15 protein-coding genes are annotated in these 14,690 nt (G+C 62.4%); all 15 read right to left on the reverse strand.

The genetic code is table 11. The features are described 5' to 3' along the window. Positions 1 to 348: 348 nt before the first annotated feature. Positions 349 to 1,269, reverse strand: a complete 921-nt coding sequence (locus tag J2S75_RS14085; RefSeq protein ID WP_307020499.1) for a hypothetical protein — start codon at positions 1,267 to 1,269, stop codon at positions 349 to 351. 66 nt (positions 1,270 to 1,335) lie between these two features. Beyond that, entirely contained in the window at positions 1,336 to 2,643 is a 1,308-nt protein-coding gene (locus tag J2S75_RS14090; protein ID WP_307020500.1) for a hypothetical protein, read from the reverse strand. Then, positions 2,628 to 3,761: a hypothetical protein gene (locus tag J2S75_RS14095; protein ID WP_307020501.1), complete on the reverse strand. Its 1,134-nt coding sequence runs from the start codon at positions 3,759 to 3,761 to the stop codon at positions 2,628 to 2,630. The genes J2S75_RS14090 and J2S75_RS14095 overlap by 16 nt, the downstream gene beginning before the upstream one ends. Then, a complete protein-coding gene (locus J2S75_RS14100) occupies positions 3,761 to 4,435 on the reverse strand; it encodes a hypothetical protein (protein ID WP_307020502.1) in 675 nt (224 codons plus the stop codon). Before J2S75_RS14100 ends, J2S75_RS14095 begins: the two co-directional genes overlap by 1 nt. Positions 4,436 to 4,444: 9 nt before the next feature. Then, positions 4,445 to 4,924: a hypothetical protein gene (locus tag J2S75_RS14105; protein WP_307020503.1), complete on the reverse strand. Its 480-nt coding sequence runs from the start codon at positions 4,922 to 4,924 to the stop codon at positions 4,445 to 4,447. After that, positions 4,924 to 6,354 carry a packaged DNA stabilization protein gene (locus tag J2S75_RS14110; RefSeq protein WP_307020504.1) on the reverse strand — a complete coding sequence of 477 codons (1,431 nt, stop codon included), beginning with the start codon at positions 6,352 to 6,354 and terminating at the stop codon, positions 4,924 to 4,926. The genes J2S75_RS14105 and J2S75_RS14110 overlap by 1 nt, the downstream gene beginning before the upstream one ends. Further along, a complete protein-coding gene (locus J2S75_RS14115) occupies positions 6,354 to 6,692 on the reverse strand; it encodes a hypothetical protein (RefSeq protein ID WP_307020505.1) in 339 nt (112 codons plus the stop codon). Before J2S75_RS14115 ends, J2S75_RS14110 begins: the two co-directional genes overlap by 1 nt. A 2-nt stretch (positions 6,693 to 6,694) precedes the next feature. After that, complete coding sequence (locus J2S75_RS14120; RefSeq protein WP_307020506.1) at positions 6,695 to 6,985, reverse strand: hypothetical protein; 291 nt, start codon at positions 6,983 to 6,985, stop codon at positions 6,695 to 6,697. Positions 6,986 to 7,034: 49 nt separating this feature from the next. Beyond that, complete coding sequence (locus J2S75_RS14125) at positions 7,035 to 7,472, reverse strand: hypothetical protein (protein ID WP_307020507.1); 438 nt, start codon at positions 7,470 to 7,472, stop codon at positions 7,035 to 7,037. Between the two features lie 13 nt (positions 7,473 to 7,485). Further along, entirely contained in the window at positions 7,486 to 8,586 is a 1,101-nt protein-coding gene (locus J2S75_RS14130) for a phage capsid family protein (protein ID WP_307020508.1), read from the reverse strand. 11 nt (positions 8,587 to 8,597) lie between these two features. After that, complete coding sequence (locus J2S75_RS14135) at positions 8,598 to 9,401, reverse strand: hypothetical protein (RefSeq protein ID WP_307020509.1); 804 nt, start codon at positions 9,399 to 9,401, stop codon at positions 8,598 to 8,600. A gap of 138 nt (positions 9,402 to 9,539) precedes the next feature. Beyond that, positions 9,540 to 11,354 (reverse strand): portal protein, encoded by a 1,815-nt coding sequence (locus J2S75_RS14140; protein WP_307020510.1) that lies wholly within the window; start codon positions 11,352 to 11,354, stop codon positions 9,540 to 9,542. Then, the gene (locus J2S75_RS14145; RefSeq protein ID WP_307020511.1) at positions 11,354 to 12,826 is read right to left on the reverse strand and encodes a terminase large subunit domain-containing protein; all 1,473 of its coding nucleotides are present in this window, start codon (positions 12,824 to 12,826) and stop codon (positions 11,354 to 11,356) included. Before J2S75_RS14145 ends, J2S75_RS14140 begins: the two co-directional genes overlap by 1 nt. After that, the gene (locus tag J2S75_RS14150; protein ID WP_307020512.1) at positions 12,762 to 13,208 is read right to left on the reverse strand and encodes a terminase small subunit; all 447 of its coding nucleotides are present in this window, start codon (positions 13,206 to 13,208) and stop codon (positions 12,762 to 12,764) included. The genes J2S75_RS14145 and J2S75_RS14150 overlap by 65 nt, the downstream gene beginning before the upstream one ends. Further along, a complete protein-coding gene (locus tag J2S75_RS14155) occupies positions 13,208 to 13,753 on the reverse strand; it encodes a DNA-directed RNA polymerase subunit alpha C-terminal domain-containing protein (protein ID WP_307020513.1) in 546 nt (181 codons plus the stop codon). The genes J2S75_RS14150 and J2S75_RS14155 overlap by 1 nt, the downstream gene beginning before the upstream one ends. Between the last annotated feature and the right edge of the window lie 937 nt (positions 13,754 to 14,690).

Below are 14,690 nucleotides of genomic sequence, written 5' to 3' on the forward strand. Positions count from 1 at the left end.
TTCGTCTCAAAAACGGGCCAAACCCGTCAGTGGGAGCGGGTGCACTTGACAAAACTCTACCGCCGACAAGAATATCGCAGTTTGTAGTGTTTGGGATAGCCCCCCAATCGGCGTAATGCTGCACACCACTTGATTGAGCCGCCGCGTGCGCGTAAGCCTGACCGCTTATCGACCCCGAAATGGCACTCACTTGATTGGTTACGGCTGTGCCGAGAAACGTCCAATCGGACATGAAAGAGCCGGTGGAATAGCTGCCCAGGTACGTGTTGCCGTTCCAACGGTCCTTGAAGTCGGTCCAGATTGAATTGCCCCACGCCCTGCCGTTGAGCATGATCGGGAAAGGAAAGGTCACAGCTTTATATGAACCGTGACGCCGGCAGCCGGCGGGATGATCGAGAAGGACGTGGGGGACGCCTCGCCCACTGTGCCGGTATGCGTATGGGCGGGGACGGTAAGGCTTTTCGATGCCACCGCCGCACCGAACGGGCCGCCGCCGCCTATCGTGGCGAACGTGGCGCCATCATAGTCGATAGTGGCGCCGCCGCCGCTTCCCGTAGTGAAGCTAAGTTGCGGGATGTTGTTCGCCGCCAGCGTGCGCGTAGCAGAGCCGATGCGGGTGCCGAGAGAGGTAAGGCTCGCCAGCCGGCCAACAGCCGTAGTGCCGCCCATGTCGTCAAGGCCAGCAAGCACATAACCGCGATAGTCAGGAAGAGACAGGCGTTTGTTGGCACTCCAATCCGCCAATGCGGACGCGCCGCGCCCTCCGCTCACCGAAAGAGTCGAATCGGCCTGCCAAAGGTACTCGAACAACGCCTGCGCATTGGAGTTGGCATAATCCGCGCCTGAGGTCGCGCTGCCGATGGACTTGCCGTTGCAGATGCGCCAACCTGTCACCTCGCTATCGCCATAGCGGTTTTTCGTGTCGCCAGTTTGAAAAACGCCGGTAACGTCGATAGGCTCGGCGGGGGTTTCCCCGCCTGACGACACCCCGAAAATCTGGCACACGGTCAGGTCGCGAAGAGTTACACCGGACGAGTCGGTGATGCGGACGCGGAAGAACGCGCTTGTGCTATCGTCCAGCCATACGGAAGGCCAGAACCCGGAGTCTGCCACCACGGGGTTAGGCAGGGGCGTGGCGAGCGAGAATTCGGCGTAGGGCGTCTTCGGATCGCTGGTGGACGCTTCGTAGAAATAGGCCAGAGCCCCATTCAACGGGCGCCCGTCCGCGTCGGGATACGGCTGCAAGGACATTTGCCATTGACCGGGCATGCACGGCTCCATGAAAAAAGCCGCCCGTTGAGGGGCGGCTTGATCTGATCTGGCGTCTAGAGAGGATTATTGCGGCTGAGCTTCCGCCCCGCCGACAAGCGTCAGGATACGTATGAGAGCGGCATACGCTTCCGGGTTTGTGGAAGTCTGCGCCTGCGCTAGAAGCTGCTCATAGAGCGGGGAGCGCATGCGGGTGTTCTCGTCTGCCCTCATAAGAGCCCTGCGCGTCAGAGCATTGCCTGTCTGCTTAGCCGCGACGCCGGCAAGAGGCGCCAGGGCGCCAGCAGCGGCCATCACGGGCGACCCTGTGGCAAGGCCGCCCGCACCAAGCGCGCCGCCCGTAACGACAGCCCCTAGGCCGCCCCCGCCGCCGAGAAGGTTCCCCGTATTGCGGACGGCGTTGCGGAGCGTGGTGCCCTCGGCTACTTTTCGGATTTCGGCGAGTTCGGCAGGGGTAAAGCCTCGGCTTCCCTTCGGACTGAGTAGAAGGGATGCGAGACGGGAGCGGATGGCATTGTCAATATTCTGGCCGGAATTGGCGGCAGCAGCTCGTAGATCGGCGGCTTCTTCAACTCCGGTAAGGGTTTCGGATCGTTTGGCGGCGGCGTAGTTGGCGCGCGCATCCGCAAGGGCTTTTCCGGCGGCGGGAGCGGGTCCAGCCACAACACTTGACGGATCAGATGCTTGAACGAATCCATCAAGGACATTGATAGCGCGGCTGGCCGCAAGCTGCTCAGTCGGGTTGTTGAAGTCCTTTGCGGCGTTGCCAAAGGCCCGGCGGGCTGCTTCGATACCTGCGCTGGTGGCCGTGCTCCCTTCCGGGGGATTGGCAAGTTCATCAATGATCCGATGCGTTTTCGGGGCAAGATTGCCGAGGATGCCGTCCTGTTCCAAAGCCTGCTTGGCAACCTTGGCCGCCGCGCGTACCGCGTCAGACGAATATTCGACGCCCATATCGCGAACCGCATCATAACCCGCGCTGCCTGCTGCCTTCAACTCCTCTGCTGTGGGAACCCGCGTCTTTTTGGCGGGGACAAGCGCGTTGCGAGCGCCAGGGATGGCATAATCAGCCGCCCGGACAGCCGGGTTGACCGGTGTGACCACGCCCGCCATTTCCGTCGCGCGCCGGATTCCCTCTTCGCTCATCGGGTCGACTTCGCCCCGATACGCTTCCGCAGGAAGCGTCACCGCGCGCTTGATCGAACCAAGGATGCCGGCATTGCTGTCAAAGCTGACATTGCCTTGCGCGTCGCGGCTCACCGGGAGGATCGAGCCGGACCATTCGGGCGCGGCTTCCGGCTGCGTGCCGTTAGCCATTCGCGCGCGGGCCGAAGCCATCGCAAGCGCGCGCTTTTGCTCTACAGAGAGTTCCACAGCGCGCGCTCCTCGGGGGTCATGAACTGCCAGACTTGCGGATCAACGCCGGGCGGAACCGCGCCGGGGGCCGCTGGCGCCCGCTGTGCCGGCGGGGCGCTTTCCTGCACCGGGCTCCGGTTGTTCTGCTGGCGCCACGCCGTAAATGGGTCAGGGAGCGCCTGCAAACGGCGGTCGGCTTCCTGCCGGGTGATTTCTCCCATGCCGGCTGCGCGGGCGATCTCTGCGGCGGCACGCTGGTTCTGCGCCACGCCTTCAAGCGTGTTCGCGATGACCGCGTTTCCTTCAGGCGTATTGCCAAGGCTCGGCAGCGAGCGCATGAACTGCTGCAATTCGAAATCGGACTGTGCGCCGGAACCGGGCACGCGCAGTCTGGGAGCGATCCGCGAGACAACCGCCTCGTAAGCCTGCGCGGCAGGAAGCCCTTGGATATTGATGCCGAGCGCTTCCGCGTAGGGGCCAAGCCGGGCAATAGCCTGCGCCCCGGTGCCTGTCTGGATTTGCTGCCCAAGCTCCCGCAGCGCCGCGACATCGCCCAAAAGAGCGTTTGCCTGATCGCCTTGTTCGATCATTCCGCTATAGCGTTTGGCTTGCGTCTCGCCAAAAGACTTCTGGAAAGCGTTTTCGCCCGCCGCAGGGTTGACCGTGACGCTGGTGCTGCTAGCCCCCGCCTTCCTAAGTGCGGTCTGGTAGTCGAGAAACGACCCCTTGAACCCCTGTTGCAAAGCGAACTGATATTCTTGCACATCGGCGGGGAGGTTGGTGCGAGGCTGCGGGAGCCGGCCGCCATTCATCAGCAAAGCAACACCTTGCTCGCGCGTCTCCGGCCGCTGCAACAGCCCTAGGATAGCCTGCCGGTCAATCTGAGGGCTTCCTCCACCCATGCCCGGCGCCATACCCATGCCACCCTGCGCCGGCATGGGAGCTTCTTGAGCGCCGCCCGCCTGCGCCGGCCGAGGCGCCCCACCGCCGAGCAGGTTGGACAGGAACCCGCCGCTCTGCTGCTGAGGCTGGCCGCCGTACACCGCGTTCAACAGCGGCTCATAGGCCGAAACCGCGCGGCGCTCATCAACCAGATTGCCGAGCTGATCGGCGAAACCCGAGAGGAAACCAGCCATCACAAGAACCCCAGGAATTTGCCCGCGAGGCCGCCGAGCGAAGATCCGATACCGGCGAGGCCCGCATTCTGCGCCTCTTTACCCTGCGCATACTGGTTGTTCGCGCCGATCAGGCCAGAGGTGAACGTGTTGTTGAGGCCAAGGCGCTGGTCCGTCGTGTTCTGGTAAAGCCCGCCGAGGTTGGTCAGAGCGTTCGCCGTCTGGCCCGCCGCCTGCTGGCCCTGCGTGCTCACGCCCATCAGGCGATCAAACCAAGACCCATATTCCTGGTTGGCGACCTGCGAGGCGCGGTCCTGCAAAGCGGTTAGGGTGTTGCCGCTGGCAAGCATTCCGCTTGCCGACGCCGCCCTCTCCGAGCCCTGAAGCGCGTTCTTGAGCGTCCAATCGTAGCCCGGCGAGGTCTGGAATGCGGAAGTAGCGGCTGCGTTCCCGCTTGCCCCGTTCAAGCCAAGCGCATTGCCCACCATTGTGTTCGCGGCGGTGCCGGTCTGCTGCCACGGCTGAAACTGGCCAGCGGCTTGCCCCAGATAGTCGGCGCTTTTGGCCTCGCCCTGGTCAATGTATTTTGTGCCACGGTTCCACAGCCCTGCGAGCGCGGTGAGGTTCTGCCCCGCCGCCTTCTGCGTGGCTTTCCCGCTATCGAGGCCAAGCATTCCAGAGAGAAAAGACGCCATGCGAATGCCTCAGATGACCGAAAAGATGGAGGAGCCATTGACGACGCCGACGCTGGCAAAAAAAACCGCCCCATTCGTCGTGTTGAGCGTGCCCTGCGTCTTGGTGAAGCCCGAAAGCGTGATTGTTCCGGCGCTCGCTCCGTTGGTGATCTTCACCAAAATTGAGCAATCTGACGTGGGGGGCGCCAGCGTGTGGGCGCCGTTATTCGTGTAGTACTGCACGTTCCCGTTGGTCGGGTTGAGCGTCAGTGTTCCGCTTGATACCGTGCCGGCGCTGTAGGCGGTCGCGGTATAGCCCACCGTCAGGTTCGCCGTTTGATCGCGATAGAGCGTGTCTGGATCGACGGGCGGGATTTCCTGCACCGCCGTGTTCGCCAGTTCCAAGAGCGGATAGAGCGCTTGCATAAGCAGGTGGAACTCGGTCGACGGGCGCCCGTCCTTGTCTACCCATGCCGATGCGGGCGAGGGGAGCGAAGGGATATTCGCCATCAGCGCGGCCTCGCCTCAACTTCCATGGTGGCGCTGAGGAGCGTGAAATAGACCGGATCGGAAATGGAGATTTCCCACACCACGCCCATGGGGCCGGTCATGCCGCACCGGTTGAGCGTCACCCGGTTGCGATACGCGCCCTGCCGCCCAAGCTCACGCCATACCGGAGTGGAAAACAGGTTGCCCCCATCCTTGGAGTAGCTGATCCAGCACCGGGGCTGCGTCTCAATCGGCTCTTCGCCGTTGCCTATGCCCTGACCGACCACGAAGTTGAAATCCGCCCTCGGGATAGCGAGGCGGTTGGGAAATGCCGCGTTCTGGCCGGATCGCAGCTTCATCACAAGCGGCTGCGTGCCTTCCTTGCGGTACTCGTCATCAATCCGATACACCACGCCATTGCTGGCGTGGCCTACGATCCATTCCCCATTAAACCGGGCTGAGAAGCGCGCATCCCATGTCGGGCGCAGATAAGACTCGCGTTCGTGCCAAAAGCCCGTCGTGAGGTCATACACCCACGCGAAATTCGGCCCGATGATAGCCCAGCACGTATGCCCAGGGTGCTCAAAGACCAACGCGTGAAGGTCGGCGGGGTCATCCACAGACTGCAAGGCGCGGTCGATATCTGGCGTCGAAACCCGCTGCGGAACGTAGCCGCCATCAAGCCGATAGACGGCCCGGTCGTCGCCCACCCAAATGAGCGAGGCGCCCCAGCCATCCTCATATCCGGCGATAGCGCCAGCCGTGAGAAGCCCAACCGGAATCACGGACACGCGCGAGAACGGGAAGCCCTCGGCGTTGGCCGTGTTCGCGTATACCTCGATAGAGGAAGGCCCGAAGGCGTAAAGCTGTTGCCCGAAGGCAATAACCCTGTAAAGCCCCCCAGGGCGCGCCTGAGCGGTCGTGAAGTCCAGCGGGTTGATTGTCACATCGTTTAGAGCGGAGGCAAAAATGCGCCCGTCTGCGATGGAAAACAGGAAATAGCCGTCCAGAAAGGTGACGGAATTGGGTTGCGGCAGATCGGCGTCAACAAAGCTGGTCGGCGCGCTGCCGGTGAAGATGTTGTATGCCCCCACGCTCGTGGTCGCCACAATATCGGGCGGGGGCGACGCGTTGTTCGCGGCGAAGAAAACCGGGCCTTCGCCCGGAAGCTCGCCCAAATCCGTCGCGGTGTACGTCGACCCAGACTGCTCAATCTTTATGCAGCGGTCATTGATGCACAGCAGGAGTACGCCCTGCACCACAATCCCGCCCCGGCAAACGCCGTCTTCCGTCGTGTCAACGCATGTGCGTAGCCCCGGCGCCGGGCGGCGGGAATAGCTGGATTGCCCCCCTTCCTGTAGCACCTCGGTCAGGCAGTTGAGCAAGCGCCCCTGCCCTTCCAGAGGGCGCCGGCCCGGCGCGCTGGACACGGGGAAGATGATGTCAGGCATCAGTAGTACAGCGCCTTGATCGTCTCAGTACCGGCGCCATCGCCGGGAGACAGCTCGCGCAAATGGTTTTCCGCCGTGATAACGGCATCTTCGCTATAGGCTTGGCTGTAGGCCGCCGCTGCGAAGTTCCGGCAGATTTCCGCCAGATGGTTCATGCCGGCATCCGCCAAGTCATCGACCCCGCCACCAAAATACACGCCGCGCGCCGAGAGATAGGTGAGCGCGTCATCGACATAACCGCTGACGGTCGCGATATCGTCGGCTGAGGCGACTTCACCGACACCGACGACGACAAGCTTATCGAGCGTGCGGCGGATAAGTTCGGCGCGGGTCGCCATGCTCAATCGTCCTTATCGGCGGCTTTGGCGGCTTCCACCTCTGCCGCATGGGCAGCGGCGCGGGCTTTGGCCTCTTCCTCGCGCAGCGCACGAGCGGCCTTGCTGCGACCGTCCACCTTGGCGGGCTCTGCTTTTTCCTCGGCGCTGTCCGCGACCTTGAATGTCGGATTGACCGACAGACGGGCGAACACATCGGCGGGGACTTTAGCGGGCTTGCCCGCCGTGAAGGTCAGACCAAAGACCGTGACTTCACGATTATCCCCTTCCGCAGGGGAGTAAATGACATGGCTCATCTCTGGTGTCCTGAGAGAGGGGAAGGCGGGCCGTAGCCCGCCCTCATGCTCAGTTGTTCGGGAACGCAGTGCCTTCGTTCTCGCGCTTGTTCAGGAACTCCACCACCAGCGTCGCCTTGCCAGCCGTCGCGGCGGTGCCGGTCTGGGTGTACTTGGCATAGACGACGCGGTTAGCCGCGAGCGGGGTGCCGAGAATGGCACCCGTGCCAGCCTTCAGGCCGGCGGTGCCGGCGGCAGCGTTCGAGGACGTGACAAGCCCGTCGTCATCGTCCGTGGTGCCCAGAATGAGCACATTGGTGGAACCCGCGTCGAAAGCGGTCTGGATGACCGCATAGGCGCGGATCGGGATCGCCCCGGCCTCAAGCGCGCCGATGGCGATACCGTTGCCGGTGCCGACACCAGAGGTGTTGAAGCTGATGGTGCGGCGGATATGCCCGACGCCAACGTCTTCAGGATGGCGAACAGGGTTGGTGTAGAAATCACCCATGGTTCATTCCTCCTCAGACGCCCGGAGCCGCGAAGAAGCCGGTGACGACCCCGCGCTGCTTGCCCAGCACCGTCGTGTCCTGCGCTGCGTTGGTGAAGTTGCTGGAATAGCAAAGCTTCTTCATGCCCCACTTTCCGATCATGCCGAGCCCTTCGACCTGCCCGTAGTCGTCCTTCTGCTCACGGGAGGCGTAACGGGACTTGATAGCCCAACCCAGCGCTTCCTGGCCCAGCAGATAGACAGGCGAGATATTGGCGCTGGAGGCGCCGATGCCGGTATAGATCGGCATGTCATCCACTTCGTGGAGGACAACTCCGTCATATTCCAGATCGCCACCGAGGAAGATGGACTCGTTGCGCTCGATAATGCTCACGCCCTTGCGCAGGTCTTCCGTGTCCTTACGGAACGAGCGGAACACGAACGGATGGGCGAAGGCGACGAAGTACCGACGATTGGAGCGGGCTTCGACCTCAATCGGGGTGATGCGCGGCGATGCCTGAAGCGCCACGGTCTTCAGGATCGACAGGTTGTCGCGGGTCAGAATGTCGTTCGTGGTGTCGACGTTGCCGGCGGCGGTCGCGAAGGTGGTGGAATAGTTCGCTGTCGAGTTGCCGAACAGAACGCGATCCGCGTTCGCCGTCACCCAGGCGTTCTTTTCCGCATCCGTTGCGGTCGCGAAAGGCACGTCGCAGTTGGAACCCACATCGCCGAGGCGGTCAATGGTTTCCCACTTAACATCTTCCATCGACCACGTTTTCAGATTGCCGCGCGCGGCTCGCCGAAGGTCGATAGCCGCAAGATCGGCATCCAGCTCGTGCATGGAAATGCCCTTCTTGCGCATGCGCCAGAAGATGCGATCCCCATATTCGCCAAGCTGGTCTTCGTGACCACGAAGCGGCTGGCGATCGTAGATCGTGCCCCGCTTCAGGTTGGTGATGAACTCGAAGGTGATGCCGTTGCCCCGCTGAGAAGCGAAGTCTTCCTTCATCACAATCGGGTTGTTGGTGCCCGTGCCGGCATAAGCCGCGAACGGGTTGGTCTGGAAGAATTCCGTCGAAAACTGGTCGTCCCAAATCGTGGGCGACAGAGTCGACGTAACGCGAGTTTCGGCCATAGCCGCTCACCTCATCGTTTCATGATTTCGGAAAGCGGGCGCGGCCCCTCGTAAACGGCACCGCTCTGACGCGGGGCCGCAGAGCGGGCGCCAGCGAGAGACGGGGGGATTTGTGAGGGCTGCGCCGCTGCGGGTTGCTGTTGGGCGCGCTCGGCGAGGCGGCACTCCACTTCGGCGTTGATGTACGCCTCGGGATCGCTGCCCATTTTGGTGAGCACCGAGCGTTCGGTGTTCCACTTGACCAATTCGTCAAACGGGTTGGCCGCACTCCTCAGCCGGCCAATCAGGACTGGCAAGTAGGGGTCACCCGCGTCTCGCAGCTCTTCGGCCGCCTGCTTCGCTGCCCGGACCTTCTCCGCGCCGTGGTTCTGGAGTGCGTACATCTCCATGACCATTTCGCGGACTTCGGCCGTCTGCTGCGTGAGCGGGGCAACCTGCTGCTGAAGGAAGGAATTCGGGTCCGCTACGAACTGAGCGAGAGGGTCCAGGGGCTCTGGATTGGCGGGCTTCGGCTGAAGCCGCTCCACCATCTGCCTAAGCTCGCTCATCTGCTGTTCGAGAGCGCGAGAGCGCTGCCGTTCAGCGTGTAGGGCCTGCTGCGGCACCATCCCCGCCGGCTTATCAGGCTCAACCGCCTTGGGCGGCTCCTGTGCCTTGGGGGCTTCCTGCGCCGGTTCTGCTGGCGCCTGCTGTTCCTCGGTCTTGGCGGCGAACCGCCCCTGTTCGTCACGCACGGTTTCCGTGGTGGCGGCAGGCTCCGAGACAGACGCGTTCGCGTCCCGTCCCGCCATGATGGCGTCCAGACTTTCGGTCATGTGGGTGATCTCTTCCGTGAGATTAACGTTCGCCCGGCAGCACCCGGCGTCGGCGTTTGCCCGTTAGACGGTCGGCATCACCGCTTCAGCTCATGACGGAGGCTGACCCCGTGCGCCCTTGACGATGGCGGCTCGATCTCAGTACGCGCGCTGTTCCTGCGGCGGTTGCGCAAGCTGCGCGGCGTAATCCAATGGGATGCTGGCGCGTGTACGCTCGGCATCCGCGATGTTCTTGACGGCGGCGCTCTGCTTCTGTGCGGCGCTCGCCTGCTTGTCGGCGACCTCGGCCTCTGCCCCAGCCACAGCCAACGGGTTCGGGGGCGCCTGTTCGCGCTCCTCTATACCCCGGAGGATTTGCTGCTTGTTCCGCAGGTTCGGTGCTGCCTGAATAATCGACTTGAACGGAATTTCACCGTTCGCGTCCATGTTCTTCAGGTTCACGAGCATGTTGAACTGCTCGTCTAGCATAGCGCCGGCAACGGGCGCGTCATCAATGATGATGTCCACGTCAAGCTGCGCAATCGGCGGGCCTTGCATCTGCTGGCCGGTCTGAGGGTCTACCGTGACAGCGCCATTGATACCGACGAAACGGACGTTCTGCTCGTCATCCGTCACGCGCACCCACATGGGCGCATCCCAATATTGCCGGATGCGGTTCCAAATTTTGCGATACGCCGCGAAATCCATCTGCCGGAGAGCATCGCTAAGCGTGCCCATCTGGATTGCGCCGCCCTGCTGCTGCGCGAGGATGGCCCGGCCGCTTTCCGTGGCGTCCTTCTTGCCCTGCATGGCGGCATTGGGGCCGACTGTCTCGAAAGCCGCCGTCGCCTGCGCCAGAAGCTCGAAATGGCCTGCCGCCTGGTCGTTGGTCGGGATAATGCCGAAGTCGCGGCCGAATTGGGCCTCACCCTGAAGCTCGACATGGCCATCGGGCTTAGCAAGCTGCTTCTTGTTCTCGTTAGCGTTCGCCTTGAATTTCTGATTTCCGAACGTCTGGCGCGCGGTGAACAGGTGCAGCGCCTTGGACCGGCGCTTGTTCACCTCGTCCTGAAGGTCGATCATGTCTCGGATCGGGCCGTATCGGTTGTTGTCCCGGTCCACATAAGCGGTGCGCCAGCAATAGGGGTGCTCGCGCTTCCCGTCCTCATCGATCCACGGCGACGGGCCAGACATGAGAATGCCGCCCTTGGTGAAGTAGGCCACATCCCACTCACCATCGTCGCCAATGTGGTACATCTGCACGATGCGGACGCGGCGGCGCGTGCCGGCCCCGCTCACCCACGACTGCGCCTTGGGCTTGTCGTCATAGGTGCCGCCAGACTCGCCGAGCGTCACCGTCTCATCGAAGACCTGGCCAGCCTCCTCGCCGAACTGGCGAATAGCCTCATTGCGGTCCATCCATACGATGACGCCAAGATAGGCAGCATCCGAGAAATCATCCTCCGAAGAGAACGGGTCCCAGAACATGCGGTCCCACGCGCAGCGACGAACCTTGATCGTCACCGCCGGGCCCATGGGCGTGAGCATGGTGGAGGCCATCGGATCGGGCGCGCGGGCCTCTACCGTGATCTCCATGCCGCACCAGCCGGCCTTGAGCATGTCGCCCCAGGCGCGGGAGCGCAGATCGTCATACTTCTGATCTTCGCAGACGTATTGCAGCGCGTCAGTCGCCGCGTAGCTGTCCTGTTCGTGCTGCGGAGTTCGGGGAAGCGCGCGGGGCTTGGTGCGCTGTGTGCGCTCCATCCCTTGCAGATAGTCGATCTTCTGCCGCGTCAGGTTCCACATGATCGGCGGCTGACCGCGCTTGCGAAGCTCCTTGATCTCCTCTGCGGTCCACTGCTTTCCGTCGTAATAGTCGACATAGGTCTGCGCGCGGGTGCGGCTGTAGTCAGACCCGTCCTCGGCATCTAGAAAACGGTCGATCAGGAAGCTGTGATAGTGAGCATCATCCATCAGGCGAGCTTCCAGTTCATGCCCTCTTCTTCGGGCTCGTCAAACCAGTCGCGGGCGCGACGCGGCGAGGTCTGTTCTATCTGCGGGATCCATGGCCGCGACATGCAGGCGTAACGGGCCTCGTCCGCAATGTGGTCTTCGGCGTCGGTGTCGATGTCTTCGGGCCGCTTGGCGTCGTGCGGAAGGCTCGGCACCGTGCGGATGAAGTCCCGGCAGGTTTCGAACACGTAGAGCATGGGCACGCCATCCACGCCCTTCAGGCGCTGGCGCATCTCATCCCAGCCGCCCATGGCGCCGTTTCCGCTCACGCGCTTATTGTCGGCCCGCATGAAGTCCACACCGTGCAGGCCAAACACCTCGGCGCGACTAGGCCCGCCGTCCTCAGCAAAGATGGCCGGGTCGGCTACCGAATAGGCTATCTTCTCGCCCTCATCCCGCGCCTTGATGCCGGCCGCGACTTCCTCGGTGGTGAGCTTCAATCCCTTGTTCGCGCCCTTGGCCCCGTACCATTCGCGATACCGGATCAGCGCACCCCTCGGTATGCTGCCGTGATCGTCTCCAGCAACAGCCCACCAGCCAACCGAGAACGGCGCGGCAGAACCCCAGTCGAACGAACGGAACTTCAACCAGTCCTTCGGGATCGCGAACGGCGCCACCACGTGCTTGGCGCTGTTCCAGCAATCGAAGAACGCGCCTTCGACGACGTTCCAATCACCCTCAAGCCATGCCTTGACGAGTGCGGCAGAGCCCGCCTGAAACAGGTTGGCGACATAGCGCGGGTCGTTCGCCAGAAGTTCCGGGTTGTCGGTCAGCTTGGCAGGGATGAAAACCCGAGAGCTTTCAATCTGCGTTCCGTCGAACGGGTTCTGGAACACCTCGCGGACGATGTTGTAAGCGCCCGCCTCGATATAGCGCTCTTTCACCCATGTGTGCCCAGGCCCGCCGGGGTTGCAGGTTGCCCGAAAACCCGTTGGCACACCGGCCGCGCTGCGCAGCGTCGCCTTGAGCTTATCGAGCGGGCCGGGATCGGGGAACTGCGTCAGCTCCTCGACATAGACCCGCGTGTAATCGTGGCCCTGGTAGTTGTTCGCGTCGTCGTCGCGCTCAAGGTAGCGAAAATACAGCACCGCGCCGGATGGCCAGACGAAGCGGCTCTTCTGCTCTTCCCACTTCGCACCGAGCGGGCGATAGATCCTTTTGGCTCGCTCAATCGTTGGCGTCAGGGCCGTGAGGGTGCGGCGAATAAACAGGCCCTTCGCATCCGCGCCGTAGCGCTTCGCATGGACCGCCCACTCTCCCAGGCTAGCGTCTGTCTTGCCGCCGCCGCGCGCCCCGCCGTAGCACACCTCGAACACGGGGCATTGGACGAATGCGGCTTGCGGCCCTTTCTGTGGGCGCCAGATGATCTCAGTTCGGGCGAGCGTGCTGCGCTTCCCACTCGTCTTCAGAGAGGGGTTGGTCGCTGACATCATGGTTGATGTTCACGTTCTCGCTGCGCTCAACGAACATGCCAAGCTCTTTGCCAAGGAGTTCAAGCGCGCGGTTGGCGACAGAGCCCTCATAACGATATTCGCCGGAAGGCTTGCCATCTTGGATCACAGCTTCGGCCTGCATCGCGCGGTTAGCGTTCTCGACTAGACGCTCAATCACCCATTGGCGGGAGATGACAACCCCCTCGGCTGCGCGGGCGGTCAATTCTGCTACCCGTTGCTGCACGTTGACATTTGATGACAGCCGCGAGGCTGCGGTGCGGTCGCCCTTGTAGCCAGCCTCTGTGTACGCCTCAGTCGCGCTCTTGCCCTTCGCTAGCTCTTGGGCGAAGCGCTCATGCCTGGCGTTGGAGAGGATGGGCATCAGTCCTTATTCCTGGAAGCACTCAAACGGATACGCGCGGCTTCTGCCTCCAGAGCGCGAGACAGAACTTCTGCGTAGTCGGCGCCATATGTAATAATGTCGTCAGACAACTCGGAAAGATGGATCATGAACGGCCACGACCCATATTGGCCATTAATACCGCAATCGAAATGCAGGACGACTTTGCCGCTGAGCCTCAATTCTTCTGGGCTGATCTCGCCGCGCGCTTGGGGGCTTTCTCTATCTGCAACAGGGGCAAACCACTCATCTGTGGCGGTCAATAACGGGCCCGCTACGTGCACGGGCTCTCCATTGCCATCGCGGAGGCCCCCACTAAAGTCTGGAATCGGCTCCACATCAGACGCCAGTAGTTCGCGCACCTCACGCAATGAGACCATGCCAAAGTTCTCCCACTTCAGCATCTCCTTGTCAGAGAGACGGCGCACATCTCCAACTGTTTTAAGCCCGTTATTATTGACCAGAACATTGTGCGCCCTGGTGCTAAGCCCCGGAACTCGGTCAAGCTCTACGTCGTCGCTAAGCATCAAATCGCTTCCTCTCGCACCCCGCAGCGCCAGCTTACCACGCGCCACTTGGGATGCTGCACCGCCCATTCATTCATCGCACCCATGCACTCCATAGGCATGGACTGGCGGGCCTCTGTGGGTACGCGCTCTTCGTGGCAGGTGGCGGGATCTGCTAGGAGGCAGATGGTGAGGATGAGGTGGGTGAAATCGCTTCGACCATACGGGCGACTTCTGCCTTGTGCCGAGACCTCGCGGCCTTCGCCGACCTCTGCATGGCCAGCTTCAGCTTGCCTTCTGCGATAGCGTGCATGGCGCGCGTTTCGTGGCGCTTCGCCTCGTCATCGAAAATTTCGGACAGCGGGCGCCATGTGTATGTCTTCACTTCCCGCCTCCCATTCCCTTCATCCCCTCAGTCTCAGCAACGCGAGGCCAGAGGTAGACGCCAGTAGACGGATCGTGCGCCTTGACCATGAAGCTGTGCAGGCTACCCCAGAAGCTCGGGCACGGGGCGCTTGTGAGCCAGCGGTCTAGCTCTGGATCGCAGACGAGCGTGATGGGCATTGCAGACGTCACAGGCATCCCGTGGCAAAAGCCAACAGCCCGTCTATTCGGGCCTTGCGAGCGTTAGGATCGACGCGGCGCCTTTGGTTCGGATCACAGCAGGTGGGCTGATCTGGCTTGCCGCTATGTCCTGTTGGACCGCGTCGAACTGTATGACCTGGGCTTAGTCGGCGCCTGTCCCGCGAAGGGTAGAGGCCGTCCGCATACAAGCACTTTAGCGGACCCGTTCTCCAACTATCGCAGCGCGTGTGGTGGAGGCTCTGGCGCTGCGATCCCCTCCACAGGGCAGGTCGTTCGTCGAACTGTATGACCGGCCTTGGCCTCACCCAAGCGTTTAAGGCGCCCATGAGGCACAGGCGCCGCCGGTCATCTCGTTTGCCCGTGAGGGCGAATG

It is taken from the genome of Ancylobacter polymorphus (genome assembly GCF_030813495.1).
Lineage (GTDB): Bacteria > Pseudomonadota > Alphaproteobacteria > Rhizobiales > Xanthobacteraceae > Ancylobacter > Ancylobacter polymorphus.

Coding starts and splice junctions, on each gene's coding strand:
- J2S75_RS14150 (WP_307020512.1), bottom strand. CDS start 13,208: ATGCCCATCCTCTCCAACGCCAGGCATGAGCGCTTCGCCCAAGAGCTA.
- J2S75_RS14155 (WP_307020513.1), bottom strand. CDS start 13,753: ATGCTTAGCGACGACGTAGAGCTTGACCGAGTTCCGGGGCTTAGCACC.
- J2S75_RS14135 (WP_307020509.1), bottom strand. CDS start 9,401: ATGACCGAAAGTCTGGACGCCATCATGGCGGGACGGGACGCGAACGCG.
- J2S75_RS14130 (WP_307020508.1), bottom strand. CDS start 8,586: ATGGCCGAAACTCGCGTTACGTCGACTCTGTCGCCCACGATTTGGGAC.
- J2S75_RS14100 (WP_307020502.1), bottom strand. CDS start 4,435: ATGGCGTCTTTTCTCTCTGGAATGCTTGGCCTCGATAGCGGGAAAGCC.
- J2S75_RS14105 (WP_307020503.1), bottom strand. CDS start 4,924: ATGGCGAATATCCCTTCGCTCCCCTCGCCCGCATCGGCATGGGTAGAC.
- J2S75_RS14120 (WP_307020506.1), bottom strand. CDS start 6,985: ATGAGCCATGTCATTTACTCCCCTGCGGAAGGGGATAATCGTGAAGTC.
- J2S75_RS14110 (WP_307020504.1), bottom strand. CDS start 6,354: ATGCCTGACATCATCTTCCCCGTGTCCAGCGCGCCGGGCCGGCGCCCT.
- J2S75_RS14085 (WP_307020499.1), bottom strand. CDS start 1,269: ATGCCCGGTCAATGGCAAATGTCCTTGCAGCCGTATCCCGACGCGGAC.
- J2S75_RS14140 (WP_307020510.1), bottom strand. CDS start 11,354: ATGGATGATGCTCACTATCACAGCTTCCTGATCGACCGTTTTCTAGAT.
- J2S75_RS14115 (WP_307020505.1), bottom strand. CDS start 6,692: ATGGCGACCCGCGCCGAACTTATCCGCCGCACGCTCGATAAGCTTGTC.
- J2S75_RS14095 (WP_307020501.1), bottom strand. CDS start 3,761: ATGGCTGGTTTCCTCTCGGGTTTCGCCGATCAGCTCGGCAATCTGGTT.
- J2S75_RS14145 (WP_307020511.1), bottom strand. CDS start 12,826: ATGATGTCAGCGACCAACCCCTCTCTGAAGACGAGTGGGAAGCGCAGC.
- J2S75_RS14125 (WP_307020507.1), bottom strand. CDS start 7,472: ATGGGTGATTTCTACACCAACCCTGTTCGCCATCCTGAAGACGTTGGC.